The organism is Virgibacillus sp. DJP39 (assembly GCF_049310925.1).
Taxonomy (GTDB): domain Bacteria; phylum Bacillota; class Bacilli; order Bacillales; family Amphibacillaceae; genus Virgibacillus_F.
In genome coordinates this window covers 1-23,347 of record NZ_JBMERP010000058.1, presented here as the reverse complement: position 1 = coordinate 23,347, position 23,347 = coordinate 1, and the positions used below count along the sequence as shown (strand labels likewise).

At 37.0% G+C, this 23,347-nt stretch carries 21 protein-coding genes and 1 pseudogene; 21 read left to right on the top strand and 1 reads right to left on the bottom strand.

Features of this window, described 5'->3' with window-relative positions; translation table 11 throughout:
- From ACOI1D_RS15700 to ACOI1D_RS15670, 7 genes are all read left to right on the top strand, one after another.
- Positions 1-243, top strand: a 243-nt coding sequence (locus ACOI1D_RS15700) for a tripartite tricarboxylate transporter TctB family protein (protein ID WP_422502451.1), incomplete at its 5' end; no start/stop codon positions are given.
- A gap of 196 nt (positions 244-439) precedes the next feature.
- Positions 440-1,933, top strand: coding sequence for a tripartite tricarboxylate transporter permease (locus tag ACOI1D_RS15695; RefSeq protein WP_422502449.1), 1,494 nt, complete (start codon positions 440-442; stop codon positions 1,931-1,933).
- 41 nt (positions 1,934-1,974) lie between these two features.
- Positions 1,975-3,045: a tripartite tricarboxylate transporter substrate binding protein gene (locus tag ACOI1D_RS15690; RefSeq protein WP_422502448.1), complete on the top strand. Its 1,071-nt coding sequence runs from the start codon at positions 1,975-1,977 to the stop codon at positions 3,043-3,045.
- 73 nt (positions 3,046-3,118) lie between these two features.
- Positions 3,119-4,081, top strand: a complete 963-nt coding sequence (locus tag ACOI1D_RS15685; RefSeq protein WP_422502446.1) for an aminopeptidase — start codon at positions 3,119-3,121, stop codon at positions 4,079-4,081.
- A gap of 53 nt (positions 4,082-4,134) precedes the next feature.
- Positions 4,135-5,490 carry an MmgE/PrpD family protein gene (locus ACOI1D_RS15680; protein WP_422502444.1) on the top strand — a complete coding sequence of 452 codons (1,356 nt, stop codon included), beginning with the start codon at positions 4,135-4,137 and terminating at the stop codon, positions 5,488-5,490.
- A 1-nt stretch (position 5,491) separates the two neighbouring features.
- Entirely contained in the window at positions 5,492-6,934 is a 1,443-nt protein-coding gene (locus tag ACOI1D_RS15675) for an SLC13 family permease (protein WP_422502442.1), read from the top strand.
- Between the two features lie 12 nt (positions 6,935-6,946).
- Positions 6,947-7,738 carry an SDR family NAD(P)-dependent oxidoreductase gene (locus ACOI1D_RS15670; RefSeq protein ID WP_422502440.1) on the top strand — a complete coding sequence of 264 codons (792 nt, stop codon included), beginning with the start codon at positions 6,947-6,949 and terminating at the stop codon, positions 7,736-7,738.
- 345 nt (positions 7,739-8,083) lie between these two features.
- Here the strand turns inward: ACOI1D_RS15670 and ACOI1D_RS15665 are convergent.
- Positions 8,084-8,956: pseudogene (locus tag ACOI1D_RS15665) on the bottom strand (IS4 family transposase); the annotation flags it as partial.
- A 590-nt stretch (positions 8,957-9,546) separates the two neighbouring features.
- Here ACOI1D_RS15665 and ACOI1D_RS15660 point away from each other — a divergent pair.
- The 14 genes from ACOI1D_RS15660 (at position 9,547) to pcaC (ending at position 23,109) form a co-directional block, all read left to right on the top strand.
- Entirely contained in the window at positions 9,547-10,275 is a 729-nt protein-coding gene (locus ACOI1D_RS15660; protein WP_422502438.1) for a GntR family transcriptional regulator, read from the top strand.
- Positions 10,276-10,806: 531 nt separating this feature from the next.
- Positions 10,807-11,739 carry a hydroxymethylglutaryl-CoA lyase gene (locus ACOI1D_RS15655; protein ID WP_422502437.1) on the top strand — a complete coding sequence of 311 codons (933 nt, stop codon included), beginning with the start codon at positions 10,807-10,809 and terminating at the stop codon, positions 11,737-11,739.
- Between the two features lie 14 nt (positions 11,740-11,753).
- Positions 11,754-12,548, top strand: a complete 795-nt coding sequence (locus ACOI1D_RS15650; RefSeq protein ID WP_422502435.1) for an enoyl-CoA hydratase/isomerase family protein — start codon at positions 11,754-11,756, stop codon at positions 12,546-12,548.
- A 14-nt stretch (positions 12,549-12,562) separates the two neighbouring features.
- A complete protein-coding gene (locus ACOI1D_RS15645; RefSeq protein WP_422502434.1) occupies positions 12,563-13,738 on the top strand; it encodes an acyl-CoA dehydrogenase family protein in 1,176 nt (391 codons plus the stop codon).
- 26 nt (positions 13,739-13,764) lie between these two features.
- Positions 13,765-15,117 carry an MmgE/PrpD family protein gene (locus tag ACOI1D_RS15640; RefSeq protein ID WP_422502433.1) on the top strand — a complete coding sequence of 451 codons (1,353 nt, stop codon included), beginning with the start codon at positions 13,765-13,767 and terminating at the stop codon, positions 15,115-15,117.
- 67 nt (positions 15,118-15,184) lie between these two features.
- Complete coding sequence (locus tag ACOI1D_RS15635; protein ID WP_422502431.1) at positions 15,185-15,673, top strand: PaaI family thioesterase; 489 nt, start codon at positions 15,185-15,187, stop codon at positions 15,671-15,673.
- Between the two features lie 30 nt (positions 15,674-15,703).
- Positions 15,704-16,546 (top strand): fumarate hydratase, encoded by an 843-nt coding sequence (locus tag ACOI1D_RS15630; RefSeq protein WP_422502429.1) that lies wholly within the window; start codon positions 15,704-15,706, stop codon positions 16,544-16,546.
- Positions 16,547-16,560: 14 nt separating this feature from the next.
- Positions 16,561-17,112, top strand: a complete 552-nt coding sequence (locus tag ACOI1D_RS15625; protein WP_422502427.1) for a Fe-S-containing hydro-lyase — start codon at positions 16,561-16,563, stop codon at positions 17,110-17,112.
- A 53-nt stretch (positions 17,113-17,165) separates the two neighbouring features.
- Positions 17,166-18,386: an MFS transporter gene (locus ACOI1D_RS15620; RefSeq protein ID WP_422502424.1), complete on the top strand. Its 1,221-nt coding sequence runs from the start codon at positions 17,166-17,168 to the stop codon at positions 18,384-18,386.
- A gap of 189 nt (positions 18,387-18,575) precedes the next feature.
- Positions 18,576-19,742 (top strand): mandelate racemase/muconate lactonizing enzyme family protein, encoded by a 1,167-nt coding sequence (locus tag ACOI1D_RS15615; RefSeq protein WP_422502422.1) that lies wholly within the window; start codon positions 18,576-18,578, stop codon positions 19,740-19,742.
- 40 nt (positions 19,743-19,782) lie between these two features.
- Positions 19,783-20,667 carry an NAD(P)-dependent oxidoreductase gene (locus ACOI1D_RS15610; RefSeq protein ID WP_422502420.1) on the top strand — a complete coding sequence of 295 codons (885 nt, stop codon included), beginning with the start codon at positions 19,783-19,785 and terminating at the stop codon, positions 20,665-20,667.
- A gap of 46 nt (positions 20,668-20,713) precedes the next feature.
- Entirely contained in the window at positions 20,714-21,436 is a 723-nt protein-coding gene (locus ACOI1D_RS15605; RefSeq protein ID WP_422502418.1) for a GntR family transcriptional regulator, read from the top strand.
- A 62-nt stretch (positions 21,437-21,498) separates the two neighbouring features.
- Positions 21,499-22,710, top strand: a complete 1,212-nt coding sequence (locus tag ACOI1D_RS15600; RefSeq protein WP_422502416.1) for a CaiB/BaiF CoA transferase family protein — start codon at positions 21,499-21,501, stop codon at positions 22,708-22,710.
- A gap of 12 nt (positions 22,711-22,722) precedes the next feature.
- Entirely contained in the window at positions 22,723-23,109 is a 387-nt protein-coding gene (pcaC, locus tag ACOI1D_RS15595; protein WP_422502414.1) for a 4-carboxymuconolactone decarboxylase, read from the top strand.
- Positions 23,110-23,347 lie beyond the last annotated feature (238 nt).

The window sequence follows — 23,347 nt, the reverse complement described above, 5'->3', positions numbered from 1 at the left end:
TCCTTTGTAAGGGAATGGAAAAAACCATTATTTAGTGGTATTACGTTGCTTATATACATTTTGTGTATTGATAAATTGGGTTTTTATGTTTCAACATTCTTCTTTTTAGCAGTACTATTCTATTTATTAGGATTAAGGCGGCCAATTTTATTCATCGCTAATCTAGTGCTATTGTTGAGTTTTAGTTATATGTTGTTTGAAGTCTTGCTTAAATTACCACTCCCAACGGGTATTATGTTTTAAGCGATAAAATTAGAAGAATATTGAAACGTCTCTCTGAACACTACTTCAATTGCTAAGTGGTTATAAAATTAAAGGTTGAGTTAATTCAATTGTAGTTGTAATAAATGCCTATGGGATCTAATTTTTAAATAATTTGTAAACGCTTACATATTCTTAAAATGTTAAGCTACCTTTTAACCCGAAAAGGGGGAGGAAATTGGAAAATATCGTAAGTGGCTTGTCAATACTTTTTAGTGTACAGTCGATAATATTTTTGGTTTTAGGACTTTTGGTTGGTTTCGTTGTAGGAGCGTTACCTGGATTTTCATCCTCAAATGCTGTGGCAGTAATGTTGCCACTTACAATTGGGCTTGATTTGGAAGCAGCTTTGATTTTTATGGCATCTATCTATGCTGGGGCTCAATTTGCTGGCGCCGTACCGGCAATTTTAATTAACGCACCTGGAACTATGGGAGCAGCGGCTACGGCATTGGATGGATATCCAATGGCACAAAAAGGAAAAGCCGCTATTGCGATTGGTATCGCTCGAACAGCATCGTCATTAGGTGGTGTTATTGGAGCAATCATCGTACTACTTTTAATTACACCGATGTCGACAATAGCTTTGAAATTTGGAGCTTTAGAAATGTTCTTAGTAGCATTATTCGGGTTAACGCTAATAGCGACTATCGTTGGTGATAATATTCGAAAAGGTGCAATATCTGCAACAATCGGGTTGCTTATTGCAGCAATGTCTGCGGATCCAGCTTTGGCACAAGGACGATTCACACTAGGGTTTATTGAGTTGTATGATAGTGTACCGTTTGTGCCAATTCTAATCGGATTATTTGCTGTTACCGAAATGATTTTTTTATCAAAAAAGACTAGCTTAGTAACTCAAAATATAAATCATGGTAAAACGTCATTTAAGGATGTGATTGAAGGTATTAAGGAAACTTTGAAATATCCGAAAGATATAGTCCGAGCTGCATTAATAGGAACAGGAATCGGTATGATTCCGGGAGTTGGGACTGCTACTTCAAATTTTATCAGTTATGGAATTGCTAAGAAAAGTTCAAAAAACAAGGATTTTTTTGGGAAGGGAGCACCAGAAGGTATTATTGCATCAGAAGCCTGTGACAGTGCAGTAACCAGTGGAACGATGATTCCCACTCTAACTCTTGGAGTACCTGGGAGTGCAACAGCAGCGATTATGTTAGCTGCGTTTTACTTGAATGGTATTCGACCGGGGCCGCAAATAATGGTTGATCAGGCACCGGAAGCTTACGCAATAATTTTGGCTATTGGGTTGGCGAGTATTCTGATTTTGCCAATAGGTATCCTGCTGGCTACACCTATGGTATCAATTACTAGGGTGCCACCATATTTTTTAGTTCCCATTATTTTGTTGCTTTGCGTAGTTGGAGCATTTGCAGTTGGCAATTCTGTATTTAACATCGGTTTAATGTTTTTATTCGGGATTATTGGGGTCATTATGAGAATCAACGATTATCCGGTAGTACCTCTAGTTCTTGCACTGATCTTGGGGCCGATAGCTGAAGGAAACTTTGTAAGAGCATACATGCTGTCTCAAGGAGAAATTTCTTACTTTTTTGGTTCAACAATAGCACTGGTATTATGGGCGATTATCGTAGTCAGTCTCTTTTCAGGTCTAATTAAGAAGGGGTTTCAGAGGCTGAAAGGTCGGTAGTCATCATTTAATATAGATTCAAGAAAAGGGAGGAAAGCATGATGAGAGGAAAAGAAAATATTTTTTGTAACAAATGGGTGATTTTGATGATGGCAGTGGTTATTTTACTGTTGTCTGCTTGCGGTGGGACTGAACCATCCTCAGGAAGTAATGATGGGTCAGAGGGGGGATCTGCCGGACCAGAAGGAGAACCGGAAGCAGCAAATGGATTTCCAAATGATGATATTCGCTATATTATGCCATCTAGTGCAGGCGGCGGATTTGACACTTCATCTCGACAATTACAGCCATATTTTGAGGAGGCACTTGGTACCGATTTTATAATGGAAAACAAACCAGGTGGTGGGTTTGCTATTGGTTCAACATTGGCAGCGAAAGCAAAGCCTGACGGTTATACTATAATGATTCACGGCAACCCACATTTAGAATTCTCTTATTTAAATCAGGAAGTGGATTATACTCTTGAAGATTTTGTTCCAATTGGAGGTTTGACAATTGATCCAGGCATGATTCGTGTGCAAGATGATGCACCATGGGCAGATCTAGACGAATTGATTGAATATGCAAAAACACAGCCATCCGGTACATTAACTGCAAGTGTCAGTGGCAAAACCAGTAACAATTATTTGGCATTAAAGCAATTGGAAGAAGCAACAGGAGTTGAGTTTAATATTGTTCCTTATGGTGGTGGGAGTGACGCAAGGAAGGCTTTGCTGTCAGGAGAGGTAGACTTTACTCACGCCGGTGTGTTCAACAGTTTGGGTATTGATGACGGAACACGGGTGATTGGTGTTCAACAATCAACAAATAAATGGAAGCAAATAACAGACAATGCAAAAACATTTAAAGAGCAAGGTTTTGACATTCCGGACAACTCCTCTTCATACGGATTGTGGACACAAGCAGAAGTGAAAGAGAAGTATCCAGAACGTTACCAAAAACTTGTCGATGCATTCAAGGAGGCAGTAGAAAATCCTGAATATGTAAATGATTTAAAGGAATTAGATGAATATGCTAAAATTCAGTACGTTTCTCCGGAAGAATATGCAAAAGCAAACAAAGAAACGGAGTCAGAATTGAAAGAAAAAGAGGGTTTTTGGAAAGGGGAATAGTTTATAGGGTAGTAGTTGATCTTCCCCTTAAGGGGATGATCAACCTAATTTTTCTATAAATGGAGGTTCAAATATGAAATTAGAAATTTTTCGCTACGCAGCTGTTCCTGTTAAAATGAATGTAAAAAAGAATGATACAGTTGTCATTTTAACAGACAGTAAGGTTGATTCGCAAATTCAGGATGGACTTGTAACTGCTGTTCACAATCAACAAGCAATACCGATTTTAGTAATGATCCCACCACTAGCGTCATTTGGAAATGAGCCACCTGCCGTGGCTGCAAGCGCAGTGCTAAAAGCAGATTTGATTATTGCCGCTTGCTCAACGGCTATTACTCATACTAATGCTATTCGGGAAGCATTGCAAAACGGGGTTCGTTACTTGGCCATGGGAGGAATCACTGTGAATTCACTGATAACTGGAGCGGCTACAGCAGACTACCAGGAAGTCACCGATATTTCCGAAAAAATTTCTGCTGACCTAGATGTATGTAATCAAGTCCATGTAACTTCCGCAAACGGTTCAGATATTCGGTTTAGTTTAAAAGGTCGTCCATCCTTTCCGTTAACCGGTATTATTGCAGAGAGAAGGGGAATTGCAGCATTTCCTGATGGAGAAGTTGCCTGTGCACCTTTAGAAGGTACAGCGAATGGTACGATTGTTGTCGATGGTAGTATGCACCATGTGGGTCGAATCTCTACACCCATACGACTAAAAGTCGAAAAAGGATATGTAGTGGAAATATCTGGTGGGGATGAAGCAGAACGCTTACTCAAATTTTTAAATGAAAAGGGTGATGAATACTCCTTTAATCTGGCGGAGTTTGCTATTGGAACGAATCGGGAAGCGCGTCTTGGGGATAATTCCCAGGAATCGAAAAAAATGCTTGGTACGATTCACTTCGCAATTGGGGATAACCAAACACTTGGAGGAAATACGTATAGTAAAACACACTTAGATGGTTTGTTAATGAAGCCATGCGTATGGCTAGACGGAAAACAAGTAATAAATGAGGGGAAATTAACTGAGTGGTAGTTAAAGGGGAACCAATTGCCTTGATTTAAGTGACTATAAAAGGAGATGGGAAGATGGATATTACAAAAACACTCGCCGATTATGTAGTGTCAACCAAAAATGAAGAAATTAACGAACAAACGCTTCATGAGGCGAAGCGCTGTTTGCTTGATTGGTTGGGTGTTGCCTTGGGGGGGTCAACTCATAAAGGTGTTGATATCATCCTTCAAACAGCAGATGTAGTTGGACATTCTAATGATGCATCAGTGGTTGGGCGGAATGCCAAAATAGATATGTTACATGCGGCATATGTTAATGGATTTATGTCACATGTACTAGACTACGATGATACACATTTAGACAGTTTTGTTCATCCAAGTGCGCCAGTTTGGCCGGCAATTGTAGCTTTGGCAGAAAAGGAAAATGTTACAGGGAAAGAAGCATTGCAAGCCTTTATTTTAGGATTTGAAGTGGAAACACGTATTGGCCGTGTATTGTTTCGGAAACATGAGGAAAGGGGTTGGCATATGAGTGGTATGGCTGGTGGATTTGGATCGGCGGCTTCAGCTGGTAGAATACTAGGTCTAACGGTGGAACAAATGCAACAGGCATTCGGTATTGCTGCAACCTATGCGAGTGGATTGCGTAGTATGTTCGGAACAATGACAAAATCAGCCCATCCAGGAAAGGCTGCTATGAGCGGACTATATGCAGCGCTGCTGGTGAAATCTGGGTTTACTAGTGCGATGGACGTTCTGGAGCATCCGCGCGGGTATTTTGCAGTGAATGCAGATGAAAGTGATTTGGAAGATGTTATCATAGGTTTAGGGGAAGGATTTGAAATCACCAATAACAGTGTAAAGCCTTATCCCTGTGGAGTTGTAACTCATCCGGTTATCGATGCAGCAATAGCCCTTCACCCAAAATATCAACAGCAAGTAGGGAAAGTTAAACATATTATTGCTGAAGTTAATCAGATGGTTCCGGATGTAACAGGAAAAACCAATCCGCGAACAGGTTTAGAAGGGAAGTTTAGCGTCTTTCATTGTGCCGCTGTCGGTTTAAAAGCTGGTAGATGTGGTCCGGATCAATTTACTGATAAAAGGGTTTGCGACCCGGAAATACGAATGTTGAGAGAAAAAATTATTCTCCAGGTAAACCCTAAGTACAAAGAATATGAAGCTAAGTTAACCCTTGTATTTAATGATAAGGAAACTATTGTATACCACGTACCATTTGCAAGTGGAACTGTCTTTAATCCTCTATCAGATAAACAGATTGAAGAAAAGTATCATGCCATGGCTAAAAAGGTTATTGGAGAATCTCATTCTAATATTCTGGCAAATAGTGTATGGAATGTGGAAGAAAGTCACTCTTTTAAAGACATAATCGCATTATCAAATGGGAATGGAGGATTGGAAGGTAGTTAAAATGATAAAATGCTACAAAGGTGATATAAGTAACCAACATAAAAATTTCTTTAAAACATACGGAATTATAGGTTTCATAGTTTGTATTATGATTGTTTCACCTTTTTTACCTGTTCCACTTGGAATGCCGGACCAAGGAGTGACAACTCTTGCTATTTTGTCCTTAGGAATCGTTTTATGGTTAACCAAAATAATTCATCCCGCTGTTACAAGTATACTAATAATTGTTTTATTTTCACTATTCAAAATTTTGACATTTGGAGAAGCTGCTTCAGGGCTCGGTAGTGAAATAGTTTGGCTTGTTATCATAATGCTTAGTATGGGGATTGCTGTTGAAAAAACAGGCTTAGGACGTAGAGTAACCTTTTATTTATTAAAACAATCAAAAGGTTACTCTAACCGAACTTCTTTTTTAATGATGTGTATTGCTTTTTTGTTGACTTTCTTCATTCCAAGCGGAATGGCGCGCTTAACTGTTTTATTACCGGTTAGCACTGGTTTAATTGGTGCTTTAAAGAAGGAAGAAGATGCAAACTTTAACAAAATTATAATTTTAACAATTACTTATGTTCCGTGGATTTGCACCATTCTTTTAATGACCGGATCTAATGGTGCAATTTATGCTTCAGGTTTATTTGAACGCATGGTTGATTATCAGTGGTCATATTTACATTGGATGATTTTAATGCTACCAATTATTATTGTAACTTTAATTGGTTTATGGCTCATTTTAACATTACTATTTCCTCCAAAGCAAAAGCGTATTAAGCAAGTACAAAGCTTTTTTGAAGAGAGTTATTCAAAGCTCGGAAGAATGAAAATGGGCGAAAAAAAATTGGTAATGCTTTATCTTCTATTAATATTGTTATGGATGACAAAAGAGTTTCATGGAATGTCGATTGCAATGAGTGCGTGTCTTACCGGTGTATTTATTTTTGTTCCAGGAATAAATTTACTGAACTGGACAGAAGCAATGCATAGAATTGACTGGGGTATACCGCTTTTATTTGCTGCTGGATTATCAATTGCTTCAGCTCTAGAAAAAAGCGGTGTAATTGTGTGGTTATCTGATGTTGCAGCTCTCTTTCTAATTGATTTGTCGGCTTTCTCACTAGCAATGACAATAATGTTTCTATTTGTAGTAATTCGTATAGGATTTACGCATTTTGCTGCGATGATTGCTTCATTGTTACCAGTGGCACTTACATTTGCGATTGCTACACAATATAATCCTGTTTGGGTAGGAATGATATCTGTTGTCGCAAGTAGTATGGCATATATTTTCCCAACCCAATCAATCTCTAATATGGCAACTTTTGTCTTAGGTTATTATACTACTAAAGACATGATTAAAGCTGGTAGCCTTCTAACGGGTTTTATGATGATTGTAACAGTTTTATTTGCTTATTTTTACTGGCCATTGATAGGAGTACCAATTAAATAAGGGGGACAAACGATGGATTTGGAATTGAAAGGAAAAGTTGCTTGGATTGTTGGGGGAAGTGCTGGCATCGGTCGTGCATGTGCAAAAAGTTTGTTGGTAGAAGGAGCAAAGGTTGTAATCTCGGCTCGTAAGAAACAACCTTTAGAACAAGCTGTAGTATCTTTGGAAAATGAGGTTGGTGAAAAGGCATCATTCATTCAAGTAGATGCTATCGATCACGAAAAAATGGAGAAAGCTTTTCAATGTATAATTAGTGAATTTGGAAAAATTGATATATTAATCTATGCTGCTGGCATAAGTCATCCTGGAAAATTAATGGATTTAAGTGTACAAGATTGGAGTCGGAATTGGAATTTGAACGTGGTTTCTTTCTTTAATACGATTCAGCTTGTTGTACCTGAATTTAAAAAACAGGGTAACGGTCGTATTGTTGTTACAGGTGCTGCTAGCGGAAAGCAACCCACACCAAATCAACTGATTTCAAATACTACAAAGGGAAGCCTGATGCCCATGGTAAAGACGTTGGCAGAAGAGCTTGCTGAGGACCAGATATTAATCAACAATGTCTGTCCAGGTCGATTTTTAACACCTAGAAGATTGGATTTAGCAAAAGATAAACAAGAAAAGCTGGGTGTTTCTCAAGAAGAATATTTACAAGAAGTTGCTAATGCTGTGCCGTTAAAACGGTTGGGCGAGCCAATGGAAATAGCCGATTTGGTGACCTTTTTAGTTTCATCAAAAGGAAGCTATATTACTGGACAATCCATAAGTGTAGACGGTGGTCTTATACGTGGGGTTATATAAAAAATATAACACTGGTTTTAGCATTAAATTTTCAGTAGGTACCAAGAAAAGTAATTCATATAAAATTTGTGAAAGGTAGGAAATTCCACTTTAGAAAATATATCAAAACACTTATAAGTTAGGGTATGGTAGTCCGGAACCAAATCCCTGACTATAAGGGAAATAATAGCCAATAAATACTGTGTTCAAGGAATACATTCATCCACTCGATACCGATATAAAAGTAATCCGAAAATGATTGATCATGCACAACTAGATGAATATATCAAAAAGATTGATGTAATAACGTTTACAAAACCTATTTACTTCCAAATGTAAAATAGCCAATCTGTTTTTCAAGGCTTAACGATTATGAACAATGACAACTTTAATGCGAACTTCGTTAGCTTATGGTCGTATGGATAGAACTAAGAATAGCTTTTTTCCATTCGTTGGCTTCGTTAACGATAAAGTTGCTTTAATGTCTCACGATTTCCATCCACAAGGTACCGCTGTTTCGTTTTTAACCATGCCAATTACCTCAGGCCCTTGGTCTTTAATATTCTTAACGAGTGGCTAATAAGTGAACAAAGATTCTATTAACACACATAAGAAGCATCGATGCCGGTTTTTGGTACGTTCAATCATATTAGGTATTTGTTCTGGTGCCGTTTGTAGCGCATCTACACTTCGTTTATCCACCGTTGATGATATTCCATTAATTTGGATTTTCTTTGAGCTTAATAAAGAAAAATCCACTAGCATGAAAGTCGCACCATCTGACTAACAAGGGTAAGCAAAAAACACATCTTTTGATATGCATGGTCAAATCAAAACAACGGGCTAGTAACTCAACTGATTTATTGAGATTTCGATCATACGAAGATCATCTAATATCAGCACTTTCGGACGATTGTGATTCGTTAGCTTTGTTACTTTCCCAATCGTATGACTACTGTGGAACAGTGAAATCTCCTCCACGCAAAGGTAGACTGATTTAAGAAACGATATACGGAATCTTTTGCAGTAAGATCGGTAGATTTCTTACTCTCAAAAAATCGAAACTAGTTCTTGTTTTCAATGATCGAACAAAAAAATCAATAAGAAAAGGTAGTAAAATGAATACACGAAAGACTTTGTTATACCAACTTTTCTTAGATATTTTAGTAAATTTAATTCTTTAAAAGTCGATTTTAGTTCAATTGGTAGTTGCTTATTTTGGTCATTATTCATTAACATATAGGGGACATATGGTAGTTCCATATTTAATCATGGGATTCGTAAAAAAGAGTCTTTATATTGAGGATTTTTAAAAGTATAGAGAAATGGTCTCTTTGTTAGGTTTAATGAAAGTTTGTTTATCGATCCTATGAATGCTTCTTCAAATTGTATAATTTCTTATCCCTTGTTAACCAACAGAGAAGGAAAAAATACCTTTTGGTAGGACTTTAAGGGACACTTTGCCGATGGTATATTGTTATACGGTTCCTTTTCATCTGGCAGTCTCAATGACGGAAAAGCAGCTACCTCTTTGGTCTTGTATATTTCAGAGTTTCATCAAAACAGTACTATCGATGAAGAAATGCGAAAAAGTTCACTTTGGCATCGTAACGCGTACAGGAAATTTTTAAATCTCATTTAAAAAATTCTGCAGGTCTTTGTACTTTTTAAAAGAGTAATTGTGAAATTGCTTAATATTATATAAATTTAAAGTATTTGAGATTTCAAATGGGTTGAGGTGAAGAACAGTACTTATTACACCTTATATCCCTGCATTGGATTTTGAACCGAAACAATTGATTTTTTAAGCGAAAATAGGTGGTGTTGGAATGTATACTGGTATTCCCCTATATTATAGGATTGCAAATCATTTAAGAAATAGAATAATGTCTGGTGCATATCCACCAGGCGAAAAGATACCAACTGAAAATAAATTGTGTAGCGAATTTAACACGAGTAGAATTACAATCAGACAGTCTTTGAAAATTCTAGAATCACAAGGTATGTTAATTAGAAAACAAGGTGTTGGGACACTCGTTAATCAAAACGTAAAATTAAAGCCAATCAGTTTTAATGGTTATGTAGAGGATATCATTTTTCAATTATTACCGGCTCGAGTCATACAGTTTCAAAAAAAGGAAATTGCAGCTAATTCAGAAATCAAACAACTGCTTAAACTCACTGATAATGAAAATACAATTATCCAATTGGAACGGGTCAGAGCGATTGGTAATCAAATTAATAGCTATGCTTTAAATTTTTTACCCTTGAAAATTGGACGTGATATTGAAGAAAATTCACTGGAAAAACATTCTTTAATTGAATTAATTGACCAAGGAAAGGATTCTGTTTATGAAGCCACTCAAACTATTAAGGCAATTGCTGCAAATGAAGTGGTTGCAGGAAAATTAGGGATACATGTAGCTGATCCCGTATTATTTTCGGAGTATACTATGTTTAATATGCAGAGGGATCCTATTAATGTAGCCAGAGTTTATTACCATGCTGATCGGTATCGATACACCGTTGAAATGGGACGTTTAACAACTGAGACTTAAATATTAACGATATTCTTTACACCATGAGTTATTACCTAGCTTACAAGGAAAGGAGTAACAATCCCCGTCACTATTGAAGAAAAGAAACGCATCTGTTGCAAGACAGCTTACCTAGTGACAAGTTTTCAATGAAAGATGTTATAGAACAAATATTGAACCGCTTGAAATATAAGGGAATACTTAATAAACGCAATTGTCTGATGATAATTCTTCTATGATTTCAAACCAGATTATTTATAGACAATTTTAAACTTAAAAAGGCTAAACTTAATCTATATTAGATTACATGATAGGTAGAATGGTTCAATAACAAATAAAATAATGATGGTAACAGAACAATTAAATCCCAAATACTACGATATACCAGAAAGCATCAAATTATCGCAACCCACACCCGAAAGTATTAATTGAAATATTTAAACAAAAAAATTATTCAGAATTGTAGACATAGTATATTGTATCCAATATACTATTGTTATGGCGTCGTATAAAAATTGGAGAGGTTAAGTAACGCGAAGGGAGGGTTTATATATGGAATTGGTGGAAAAGGTTGTAATTAATGATGTGATGTTAAGAGATGGCCTACAACTGGAAAATAAACTTCTTTCTGTGGACGAGAAATATGATTTAGCAGTCAATTTAATCGAAGCGAAAGTTCCAACACTTGAAATCGGTTCATTTGTACATCCGAAGTTTGTCCCTCAAATGGCCAATACGGGTGAATTGTTTAAAAGACTGGATAAGTATGTAAGTATGAATCTTGTTGCATTGGTTCCTAATTTGAAGGGTGCAAGAAGAGCGGTGGAGTACGGTGTTTCACAACTGAATTTTGTGTTTTCTGCGAGCGACACTCATAATTTAGAAAATGTTAGACAAACAACAGAAGAGTCACTTAAGAACTATGAACTTATTAAAGGATTTTGTGATGAACGAAATGTAAAGTTAGATGTTTCAATTGCAACATCTTTCGGGTGCCCTTTTGAGGGTGAAATACCTACGGGCCGTATTAAGGCTATCATTAATAAAATCATAGAAAGAAAGCCAAACATCGTAACTCTTGCGGATACAACAGGGATGGCAAATCCTAAACAAGTCTACCTATTGATGAAAACCCTGAATGAAAAACACCCGGAACAGCGGTTTAATCTTCATTTTCATAATACGAGAGGGATGGGGTTAACGAACATTCTAGCTGGGATACAGGCTGGAGTACAAAGCTTTGACACAGCTCTCGGTGGACTGGGAGGGTGCCCGTTTGCTCCAGGTGCAACAGGGAATGTTAGCACAGAAGATGCTGTTCACATGCTGCATAATATGGGAATATCGACTGGTATCAATTTAGATGATTTAATTGTAACTTCAGCTAAGCTAAGAGAAATCTTAGGTCATGAACTATCAAGTAGTGTGTTGAAAGCTGGGAAATATGACCGAAAATATCCAGTTCCATCAAAAAATAAGCATTAGGAGGGAAAGCAATCTTGACTAATTGGGAAACGATCACATTGCATAAAGACGATGAAATGAAGGGAGTTTATGTATTAACATTAAATCGGCCCGAATCTTTAAATGCATTAAATACACAAATGGGTGTTGAATTAATTAACTGCTTAAATCAATTAAAGGGAAACAAAGATATCCGGGTATTAGTATTAACCGCGTCGGGAGAAAAAGGGTTTTGTGTAGGTGCAGACTTAAAAGAACGTAATGGAATGACAAATGATCAATGGAAACATCAACACGATATTTTTGAGAACGCATACAAAATGTTAAGAGAATTTCCTTATCCTGTTATTGCGGCGATAAACGGGTATGCACTTGGTGGAGGGATGGAGTTGACATTAAGCTGTGATCTCCGTATCGCGTCTGATCATGCCAAAATGGGTTTGCCGGAAGTGACAATCGGAATCATTCCGGGGGTAGGTGGAACGCAACTATTACCGAGAACAATTCCTGTAGGACTTGCGAAAGAATTCCTATTACGGGGAAACCATATCAATTCGCAACGAGCAAAAGAACTTGGACTTGTAAATGAAGTAACGCCTTCTCAAGAACTACTTAATAAAACCCTTGAAGTAGCAAGAGATATAGGTAAAAATTCTCCCTTGGCATTAAAGTCAATTAAACAAGCTATTAATAATGGATTGCAGACTGACATTAATACAGCGTTAACAATTGAATTAGATCAATATTATAAATGCGCAAATTCTGAGGATAGACTCGAAGGAATAATGGCCTTTAATGAAAAACGCCAACCAGTTTGGCAAGGGAAGTAGGAGGATTTATTAAAATGGAAAAAGAGAAAACAGTAAAGAGTACAAAAGAAGAAATAGAAATGATTCGTAGTAGTGTGAAATCGCTTTGTGAAAGGTTCCCTGAATCATACTGGAGGGAAACTGATGAAAAGAAAGAGTATCCGGAAGAATTTATTAAAGCTTTAACTGAAGAGGGCTGGTTATCGGTCTTGATTCCAGAAGAGTATGGTGGTGCAGGCCTTGGACTAACAGAAGCTGGAGTAATTTTAGAAGAAATTAATCGTTCGGGTGGTAACGCCGGAGCTGGACATGCCCAAATGTACACAATGGGAGCTATTCTTAGACATGGAAATGAAGACCAAAAACAGCGCTATTTACCAAAAATAGCCAGTGGAGAATTACGCTTGCAAGCATTTGGTATAACAGAACCTACTGCAGGAAGTGACACAACTAGTATAACTACAACTGCAGTGCGCAAGGGTGATAAATATATCGTGAATGGTCAAAAAATTTGGATTTCCCGTACAGAGCACTCAGATTTAATGTTGCTTTTAGCTCGTACAACTCCAAAAGAAAAAGCTGCGAAAAAGACTGATGGGTTAAGTTTATTTCTTTTAGATATGAAGGACCAGAAAGAAAATATTACAATTCGTCCGATTGAAACAATGATAAACCACGCCACTACAGAAGTGTTTTTCGAAAATACAGAAATCCCTGTAGAAAATTTAATTGGAGAAGAAGGAAAAGGATTTCGATATGTGCTTAGCGGAATGAACGCTGAACGAATTCTTATTGCTTCGGAGAGTGTAGGGGATGGAAAATATTTTGTTGATAGATCTGTTCAATATGCAAACGAACGTGAGGTATTTAATCGACCAATTGGACAAAATCAAGGTGTTCAGTTTCCAATCGCAGAATCTTATATGGATATAGAGGCGTCTAAATTAATGCGCGATAAAGCTGCTGAGATGTTTGATGCAGGAGAAAATTGCGGAGCTGAAGCAAACATGGCTAAATATCTTGCTTCGGAAGCAACCTGGAAGGCAGCAAATGCAGCAATGACCACGTATGGTGGATATGGATTTGCTACTGAATATAATATAGAACGTAAATTCCGGGAGGCTCGCCTGTTTATAGTAGCTCCAGTTACAAATAATCTGGTTGTTAGTTATGTAGCACAGCACGTACTAGGGCTACCTCGATCCTTCTAAAGGAAATAAAAGATAGGAGTGATTTCTTGGAATTGAGTCAGAAGTTAGCTAAATATATTATTTCAACTAAGTATGAAGATTTACCCGAAGAAGTTATTTCTTTTACAAAACTTTGTATACTTGACTATTTTGGGTCGGTTTTTGCTGGGTCCTCAGAACCTCCAATTAAAATGATAGATGAGTTGATTCGAGAAATGGGAGGCGAACCTCAGGCAACCTTGATGACTGGTGGTAAGTCGTCTGTTATAAATGCAGCATTTGTAAATGGATCTGCAAGTCACATCGTCGAGTTAGATGATATTCATAAAGCATCGATTATACATGCAGCAACAGTTGTTATTCCGGCTGCACTTGCTATTTCAGAGTGGAAAAAATTAAGCGGAAGAGATCTTATTGTGGCAGTAGTTGCCGGATATGAAGTTTGTTATCGAATTGGGGAAGCGGTTACACCATCACATTACTATTATTGGCATAATACTGCAACCTGTGGAACATTTGGTTCTGCTACAGCTAGTGCTAAACTTCTTGGGCTTAATGAAGAAGAAATCATTCATACACTGGGAAATGCTGGCACTCAGGCGGCCGGTTTGTGGGAGTTTATTGAAGATGGTGCTATGACAAAACAACTCCATCCTGGGAAAGCTGCAATGAATGGTGTTATAAGTGCTCTGCTAGCTAAAAAAGGATTTACTGGAGCACGAAAGATATTAGAAGGTGACCGTGGATTCTTAAATGCAATGAGTAATGAATATGACATTAAAAAAATAACCAACAAGCTCGGCAAGCAATTTAAAATAACTGAAAATTCGTATAAGATTCACGCCTCATGCCGACATACGCACCATGCAATGGACTTGATGATTGACTATAAAAATGAGACATCAATCAACCCTAAAGAAATAAAAAGAATTACCGTTAAAACGTATCAAGTAGCTATCGATATTACTAATAATGATGAACCTACAACGGAATACGCGTCTAAATTCAGCCTGCAGTATTGTACTGCACTAGCGCTCTTAAATGGTCAAGGTGGTCTTGATCAATTTAACAATGTAACGCTCTGGGATGCAGATATTCGCGCATTAATGAAACTTGTGGACGTCGAAATGGATCAAAAGATTGATAGATTATATCCTGATAGGTGGGGAGCAGAAGTTGAAATTCATTTAAAATCAGGAGAAACAATAGTGAAAAAAACAGACTTTCCTAAAGGAGATCCAGAAAATCCAGTAACTCCTAATGATTTATTAGTGAAGTTTAAGAAACTTGCAACAAAACTTCCAGAGAATGAGCGAGAAGAATTTGCAGATAAGGTCATGGCATTAGATGTGTTAGAAAATGTGCAAGAGCTAATGAGAGCAACCAAAGCAACAGATTAACCTGTTAAAAAAGATACACCTGTTTTCAGCTTTGTTTATAACTAGTTCGGGAAGGATTTTTCATACTATGATAGATGCAAGTGTAACCAAGCAAACAGCAATTGACAATATTGTCAGTAAGTTACCGGAATTACTAGAGGATGAATTGAAACATATTAGCCATGTTATAGATTCTTTCATGGAACCAAAAGATCATTCTATGCATTACCTAGGCAGATTCTTAGGAATTAGTAAGGTTGATGAAGGGTTTGTTATGGAGTTAGGAAAGCAAAACGAAAACATATATGGGGTCGCTCAAGGTGGTTCTATTTATACACTTGCTGATGTATCTATTGGTTTTTTTATCCTTGATAAGATAGCAACAGGGAAAAAGGTATTTACACAGGAACTCAAAATGAATTTTATAAAAAAAGGAAAAGGTAACTTTTTGTATGCTACCCCAAAGGTCTTACACTGGGGAAGAAAAACGGTAATTGCTGATTGTAGTATTAAAGATGAGAATAATCAGTTGGTGGCTCAAGGATTAGGAACGTTTTATATTGTAGCAACAAGTTAACTTTTCGTTAAGTAAGGAAAGGAGATTCTCATGAGAAAAATTGAATATGAAGATATAGTTGAGAAAGTGGCATTCATGTGTAAAGAAGCTAATTATCACCTTGGAGAAGATGTTGTAAATGCATTTCATAATGCTTTAAAAACTGAGAAATCTGATACAGGGAAAGATGTATTGAATCAACTCATTGAAAATGCGGAAGTAGCATCAATTGAACATGTTCCAATGTGCCAAGATACGGGAACTGCAGTTTTCATAGTTAAGCTTGGTCAGGATTGTCAAATTATAGAAGGTAGTCTGACTGATGCCATTAATGAAGGCGTGCGTAATGGGTATGGTGAAGGTTATCTCCGTAATTCAATTGTTCATGACCCACTAGGAAGAAAGAATACTAATGACAATACTCCGGCCATTATTCACATTGAGTTTGTTGAAGGTGACCGACTAGAAATTCATATGACCGCAAAAGGTGGTGGCGCAGAGAATATGAGTGATCTTAAAATGCTAAAACCCTCTGATGGGTTACAAGGGATAAAAGACTATATTCTCGACATCGTCAAGGTTGCAGGTCCAAACGCATGCCCTCCGCTAGTTGTTGGCGTAGGAATTGGTGGAAACTTCGAACGTTGCGCCTACTTAGCTAAAAAATCGTTGTTCCGTCCAATCGGGGAACGCCATGAAGACGTTGAAATTGCTGCTCTAGAAAAAGAATTAATTGAAGAAATAAATCGTCTTGGGATAGGGCCTCAAGGGATGGGAGGAACGACAACTGCGTTGGATGTAAAAGTTGAAGCAGAAGCATGCCATATTGCAGCGTTACCTGTAGCGGTTAATTTGAATTGTCATGCGAGTAGACATAAACAAATAACTTTATGACAAGGAGTTTTAAAATGCCTAAAACCATTAAGGTTCCTTTTGAAGAGGAGCAAATAAAAACGTTGAGATCAGGAGATAAAGTTTTATTAACAGGAACTGTTTATACAGCAAGAGATGCAGCACATCAGCGAATGATTGAAACGGTTGAGACTGGAGGTATTATGCCTTTTGAAGTAAGTGGTCAAGTTATTTACTATGTAGGGCCGACACCAGCAAAACCTTCCCAGATAATAGGATCAGCTGGACCAACGACCAGTAGTAGGATGGATAAGCAAACCCCAAAATTGCTAGAGATGGGCTTAAAAGGAATGATTGGCAAAGGTTATAGAAGTGAAGAAGTGAAAAAAGCAATAGTTACTCAACAGGCAGTTTACTTTGGAGCGGTTGGAGGATCTGCAGCACTTATTACGAAATCAATCAAAAGTGTTGAAATAATAGCATATGAAGAATTAGGAACGGAAGCTATTAGGAAGTTGGAAATTGAAGACTTTCCTGTAGTCGTAATAAATGATATATATGGTGGCGATTTATATGAAGATGGTATTGCCAAATACCGGCAGGTTTAAATTGCTTTAGGTATCATTTTTTGAAAGACGGAGCTAGCTAGGGGTTGAACGAAATGCAAGAAATGTGTACAGAGAAAGAACGGTATAGAAGGAACCAACCGGAATTTTGGAAATTAACAATTGGTTTAGCGCTAGCTTCCTTCTTTATATTCGCTAATTTATATAACGTACAACCATTGTTACCAATCTTTTCGCGGGAATACAATGTCTCACCTACTGTTTCGAGTTTGTCACTTTCTTTTACGACCTTTTCCTTAGTCATTAGCATACTTGTATTTGGATTTTTTTCAGATAGAAAAGGTAGAACTAAACTTATGAGGGTTACGATGTGGCTATCAATTATTCCTCTGATTGCAATACCAATAGTTGATGACTTTTGGTGGATATTGTTATGGCGTTTCATATCCGGAATTACGCTTGCCGGTCTCCCAGCAGTGGCTGTTGCATTTATTACTGAAGAAATAGAAGCAAGAAGCCGTGGGCTGTGTGTTTCTTTATTTATTGCTAGTAATGCTTTAGGGGGAATGGCAGGTCGTGTTTTAGGTGGTTACTTTGCTGATTACTTTAGTTGGCAGTTTAGTTTTTATGTACTTGCTTCTATTGGCTTTGTTATTAATTTATTATGTTTGTTTTTAATACCACGTTCAAGGAATTTCGAAAAAAACAGTTATTCACTATATAAAGATTTAAAGGGAATGGCTGTTCATTTAAAAAATCCGTTATTATTGTTTGCGTTTATTTTTGGAATGATGCTTCAAACTGCATTTGCTGGAATCTGGACATATGTGCCATATTATCTAGAAAACGAACCGTTTAATTTAACAATTGGATCTATTTCCATAATTTATTTCAGTTATATATTTGGTGTTATAGGCTCTCCAGTGGCGGGGAGGCTTTCTGATCATTATGGAATTAAAAATGTAATGAAACTGGGCCTGATTATTATGATGGTCGGGATTCTATCAACCTTAATAGTGAATATTTCAATGATAGTTATTGGTTTATCAATTATATGCCTGGGTTTTTTTGTCACACACTCCATGTCATCGACATGGGTAGGGATGAATGCTTCTCATCATAAAAGTGGCGCAACCAGTCTTTACTTATTTGGCTATTATAGTGGTGCTGCCATAGGAGGGACAGGAACAGGAATTATATGGTCAAACTTTGGCTGGATGGGAGTCGCACTTACTTGTATTATTTTCCCGTTATCATCAGGTGTAATTTTTTTTCAAATAGTAAAAAAGAAAAATACAAATGAATTACAGCTATGAAAAGGGGGAGATTAATCATTTCTTAAATAATAAGTAATAGTCCTAAGGTTAAACAGGGAGATTTTGTACAAAAAATATTAGCCTTAGAGAAAAAGGAAAAGCTTCTTTTATTAATCGTTGAAAAGCTTGTTTAATAAGATTGAATGTAAATCTAGTAATAAAAAATAGTTTGATGAGAGGAATAATGTTATGAAAATTATTGATATTAAAGAAAAGTCAGTACCAATTAATTCTAATATACGTAATGCATATATTGATTTTAGTAAGATGACTGCTTCGATAGTTGCAGTAGTAACAGATGTCACTCGAGATGGGAACCCGGTAATAGGTTATGGATTTAATTCTAATGGCCGCTATGCACCGAGTGGACTATTAAGGGAGCGATTTATCCCTAGATTATTAGATGCTGATCAAAGTGAGATTATAAATGAAGATGGAACTAACCTTGATCCGCACCGTATATGGGACGTTTTAATGACGGGAGAAAAGCCTGGTGGTCATGGGGAACGTTCAGTTGCAGTAGGGATAATTGATATGGCTATATGGGACGCAGTAGCGAAAATTGAAGAGAAGCCTCTCTATCAATTACTTGCCGATCGCTATCGGAATGGTGCAGTAGATGAGAAGGTATTTGTTTATGCTGCGGGTGGATATTACAGCCCGGAAAAAGATATTGAGAAGTTAAAGAAAGAAATGAAGGGCTATTTAGATTTGGGTTATTCTACGGTAAAAATTAAAATAGGTGGTGCACCATTAGAGCAAGATCTACGTAGAATTGAAGCTGTATTAGAATTAGTTCCTAGTGGTAAATCTCTTGCTGTTGATGCTAATGGAAGATTTGATTTAGAGACAGCTATTGAGTATGCAAAGTACTTAGAGCCTTATAATCTATTTTGGTACGAGGAGGCAGGTGATCCATTAGATTATGAGCTTCAGAGTGAACTTTCAACGTTTTATAAAAATCCAATGGCTACTGGTGAAAATCTCTTTTCGATGCAGGATGCACGTAACTTAATACGACATGGTGGATTGAGATCCGATCGTGACATATTACAATTTGACTGTTCCCTAAGCTATGGTTTAGTTGAATACATTCGTATCTTAGATATGTTAAATGACTATGGGTGGTCATCACGTCAGTGCATACCACATGGGGGGCATCAGATGTCATTAAACATTGCTGCAGGTTTGGGATTAGGAGGAAACGAATCTTATCCGGGTATTTTTCAACCATTTGGTGGTTTTGCAGATGGATATCCAATTGAAAATGGCTATGTTCGCTTACCTGATATTCCTGGTGTAGGCTTTGAGGCGAAGTCCGAATTAATAAAACTGTTCCATTCACTAGCTAAATAAGGTTGATAGAAGAGTCAATTATTTTGGGAGGGAAAAGTATATGAAGGTTGGTATAATAGGGATAGGAAATATGGGATACGAAATAGCCAGAAATTTCCTTGAAAAAGGTGTTGGGGTTGGCGTTTTTGATATTAATGAAGAAGCAACCACCAACTTAGAGAAGCTCGGTGCGAAAATTCTGAGTAGCCCTGAACAATTAGCTATTAATTATTCATTTATTATTACGATTGTACCTAATGTGAATATTGTTAAATCTGTCTTACTTGCGGAGGATGGTTTATTAAAGGGCTTCCATAAAGGTAGTATGCTTATTGAAATGACAAGCTCCGATCCAGCAGTTACGAAAGAACTTGCTTCAATTGTTACTGGCAAAGGGTATCGAATGATTGATGCTCCTGTTAGTGGTGGAGTTAGTAAAGCAACAAACGGTACATTAACTATAATGGTAGGTGGAGAAAAGAGGAACTTCGATGAGGTAAAGCCTTTGTTCGAGTATATTGGAGAAAATGTTGTTCATGTTGGAGATATTGGTGCAGGTCACACGATTAAAGCATTAAACAATATGATCTCCGCTACGACATTAGCAGTTACAGGTGAAGCATTAGCGCTAGGCAAGAAGCTAGGATTAGATCCAACTAAAATGCTAGAAGTCATTAACTCGAGTACAGGGAGAAGTTTATCCAGTGAGCAAAAGTTTCCAAATCAAATTGTTTCAAGAAAATTCAAGGGCGGTTTTACACTTGATTTAATGGTTAAAGACCTAACTATTGCGATAGGGTTAGCCGATAATGAACGCGTCCCAATGCAAGTCTCCGGTGCTGCCTATCAGCTGTGGAAAGAGGCGTGGGGACGAGGCAATCCGAATCTAGACCATACCACAATGGTTAAGGTTATTGAAGATAATATGGATGTTGAAATAAAGTGAACGAAGCAAGGAAAAAGAAATGCGAATTGACTTTTAATTGATGAAGTTGAGAAATTTAAAGGTGAAGGGTGAAAAAATGGAAGTATTCTCATTAACTGATCAGGATCGGGCCACATTGCAATACAAAGTAACTACTAAGTTGCGAGAGGTTATTTTAAAAGGGAATTTTGAAGAAGGTGATCGTTTAGTGCAAGAAGAATGGGCTACTAAGCTAGGTGTTAGCCGAATGCCTATTCGTGAGGCTTTACGGCAACTGGAGGTTGAGGGACTCGTACGTATGGAACCACGTCGAGGTGCAATTGTAACACCAATCTCCATAAGTGATATAAAGGAGATTTATCAACTAAGAGCGATTCTAGAGGGGGAGGCTGTAGAACGCTCTCTTCCATTCCTAGAACAAGAAGATATAAAAGAATTAGAGCTGTTATATAAAGAAATGATCCCATTAGGTGATAATGAAAAAGATGTAGAAGAGTTTATGAAGCTAAATGCGGATTTTCATAGGATATTACGCCATGGCTGCCCTTGGCGGAGAATCCATAGCATGATTGACACACTACTTAAAGGTATTCCTTTATATACACCTAGTCTGTTACCAGGTCATTTAAAAGAATCACATAAAGAACATAGTGACATGATACATTATATTAAGAATAATGAAGCTATAAAACTAAGGAAAGTTGTGGGAAAACATATTTTAAGAACACGTGACAATTTAATTGGAATGATGGAAGAGTCGGATAAATTAAAGGGTAATGCATCCTTTTAATCTTACAGAAGTTTTAACTGTATGCAGTAAAAGGAAAGTTTAAAAGAGAGGGGAGAAAGATTATGACTGGACCTTTGCAGGGAATTCGTGTCATAGATATTACAACGAATATATCCGGTCCCAGTTTAACAATGATTTTAGCCGACTTGGGAGCAGAAGTTATTAAAATAGAACGGCCGGATATTGGCGATGATTCAAGAAAGATGGGTCCTCTATGGGGAGGTGAAGGAGTTTATTACTTACACATTAATCGAAACAAACGATCAATTGTGATTGATCTTCGTACTACCGAGGGAAAGGATATAGTTTATGATCTTATTAAAGATGCAGATGTTTTTGTGGAAAATCTCCGATATGAGAAAGCCAATAAACTAGGCCTTGGATATGAAAATTTAAAGAAGATTAATTCAGAATTAATTTATTGCTCATTATCCGCATATGGTCAAGAAGGTGCAAAGCGCCATAAACCAGGATATGATGCAATTGTTCAGGCAGATACTGGAATAATGGGGATTAATGGATCTGAGAATGGAGATACAGCTAGGGCAGCTGTATCTATTTTAGACCAAGGTAGCGCTATGTGGGGAGCACTTGGGGTAGTTTCTGCATTATATCATCGTGTGCAATCCGGAAAAGGGCAGAAAGTTGAGACATCACTCTATGAAACGGGTGTATTTTGGACCGGTTATCATATGCTAGCTTTTATGGCTACAGGCGATGAACCAAAGAAAATGGGAACTAACCATGCTTCATTCGCACCATATGGAGCATATGCAACTACCGACGATTCTATTATGATCGGTATTTCAAACAATTCATTATTTGAAAAGTTATGTAAGGTATTAGGTAAAGAGGAATGGATAAAAGATGATCGCTTTCGTACAAATCTTAATAGAGTGCAAAACCGTAATGAATTAAATGATGCCATTCAAAACGTTTTCATTACCGAATCTGCAAATAACTGGATTAGTAAATTGGAGGAGGGTGGAATTCCAAGTTCAATTATACAAAAAATTTCTTCGGTTATTACAAACCCACAAACAGAAAGTATGAAGATGTTAACAAAAGTAAATCATCCAAAGATAAACGGTTTAAATTTGCCGAGGTTACCTTTTCAGTTGTCGGATACACCACTAGAGATAAAGAAATCACCTCCATTACTAGGTGAAGATACAATTGCAATATTAAAGGAAAAGAATGTGGACGACGCAACAATAAAGCAATTAATAGAGAAGGGTGTTATTCAAGTAGGTGATTCATCAAATAAAAAATGAGGTGGGGATTAAATGAATAAAGAAAAATTTGAACAAGGGTTAGAAGTACGTCGTAGTGTGTTAGGTGCAGAATATGTTGATAAATCAATTGAAAATGCTACTGATTTTAATATGCCAATGCAGGAACTCGTAACAGAATATTGTTGGGGAGAAGTATGGACTAGACCTGCTCTTGATAAAAAGACAAGGAGTATGCTGAACCTGGCAATGATCACGGCTTTAAATCGTCCGCATGAACTTAGACTACATGTACGCGGTGCAATCCGGAACGGATTGACTAAGGAAGAAATCCAAGAAGTATTTTTACAAACTGCTATATATTGTGGTGTACCTGCAGCAATTGATAGTTTTAGAAATGCACAACAGGTATTCGACGAAATGGAAAAAGAAGAAATGTAATAATGAAAAATATGATTGGCTAAAATACATTATCAAGAAATAGTACATGAATATACACTAGATTGTTATTTCCGAGCTTTCAAAGTCATAGGGTTTTGTAATAACTAAAATTAAGACACACATTCCTAAGGTTTCCAGATATCTTCTTAAGCAAAAGAATTTTTAGGTTGTATAGAAGATAATTTACTCTTCGTTGTTAATTTTAACTGTCATTAGAGTATAGTTATTGTAAAACACT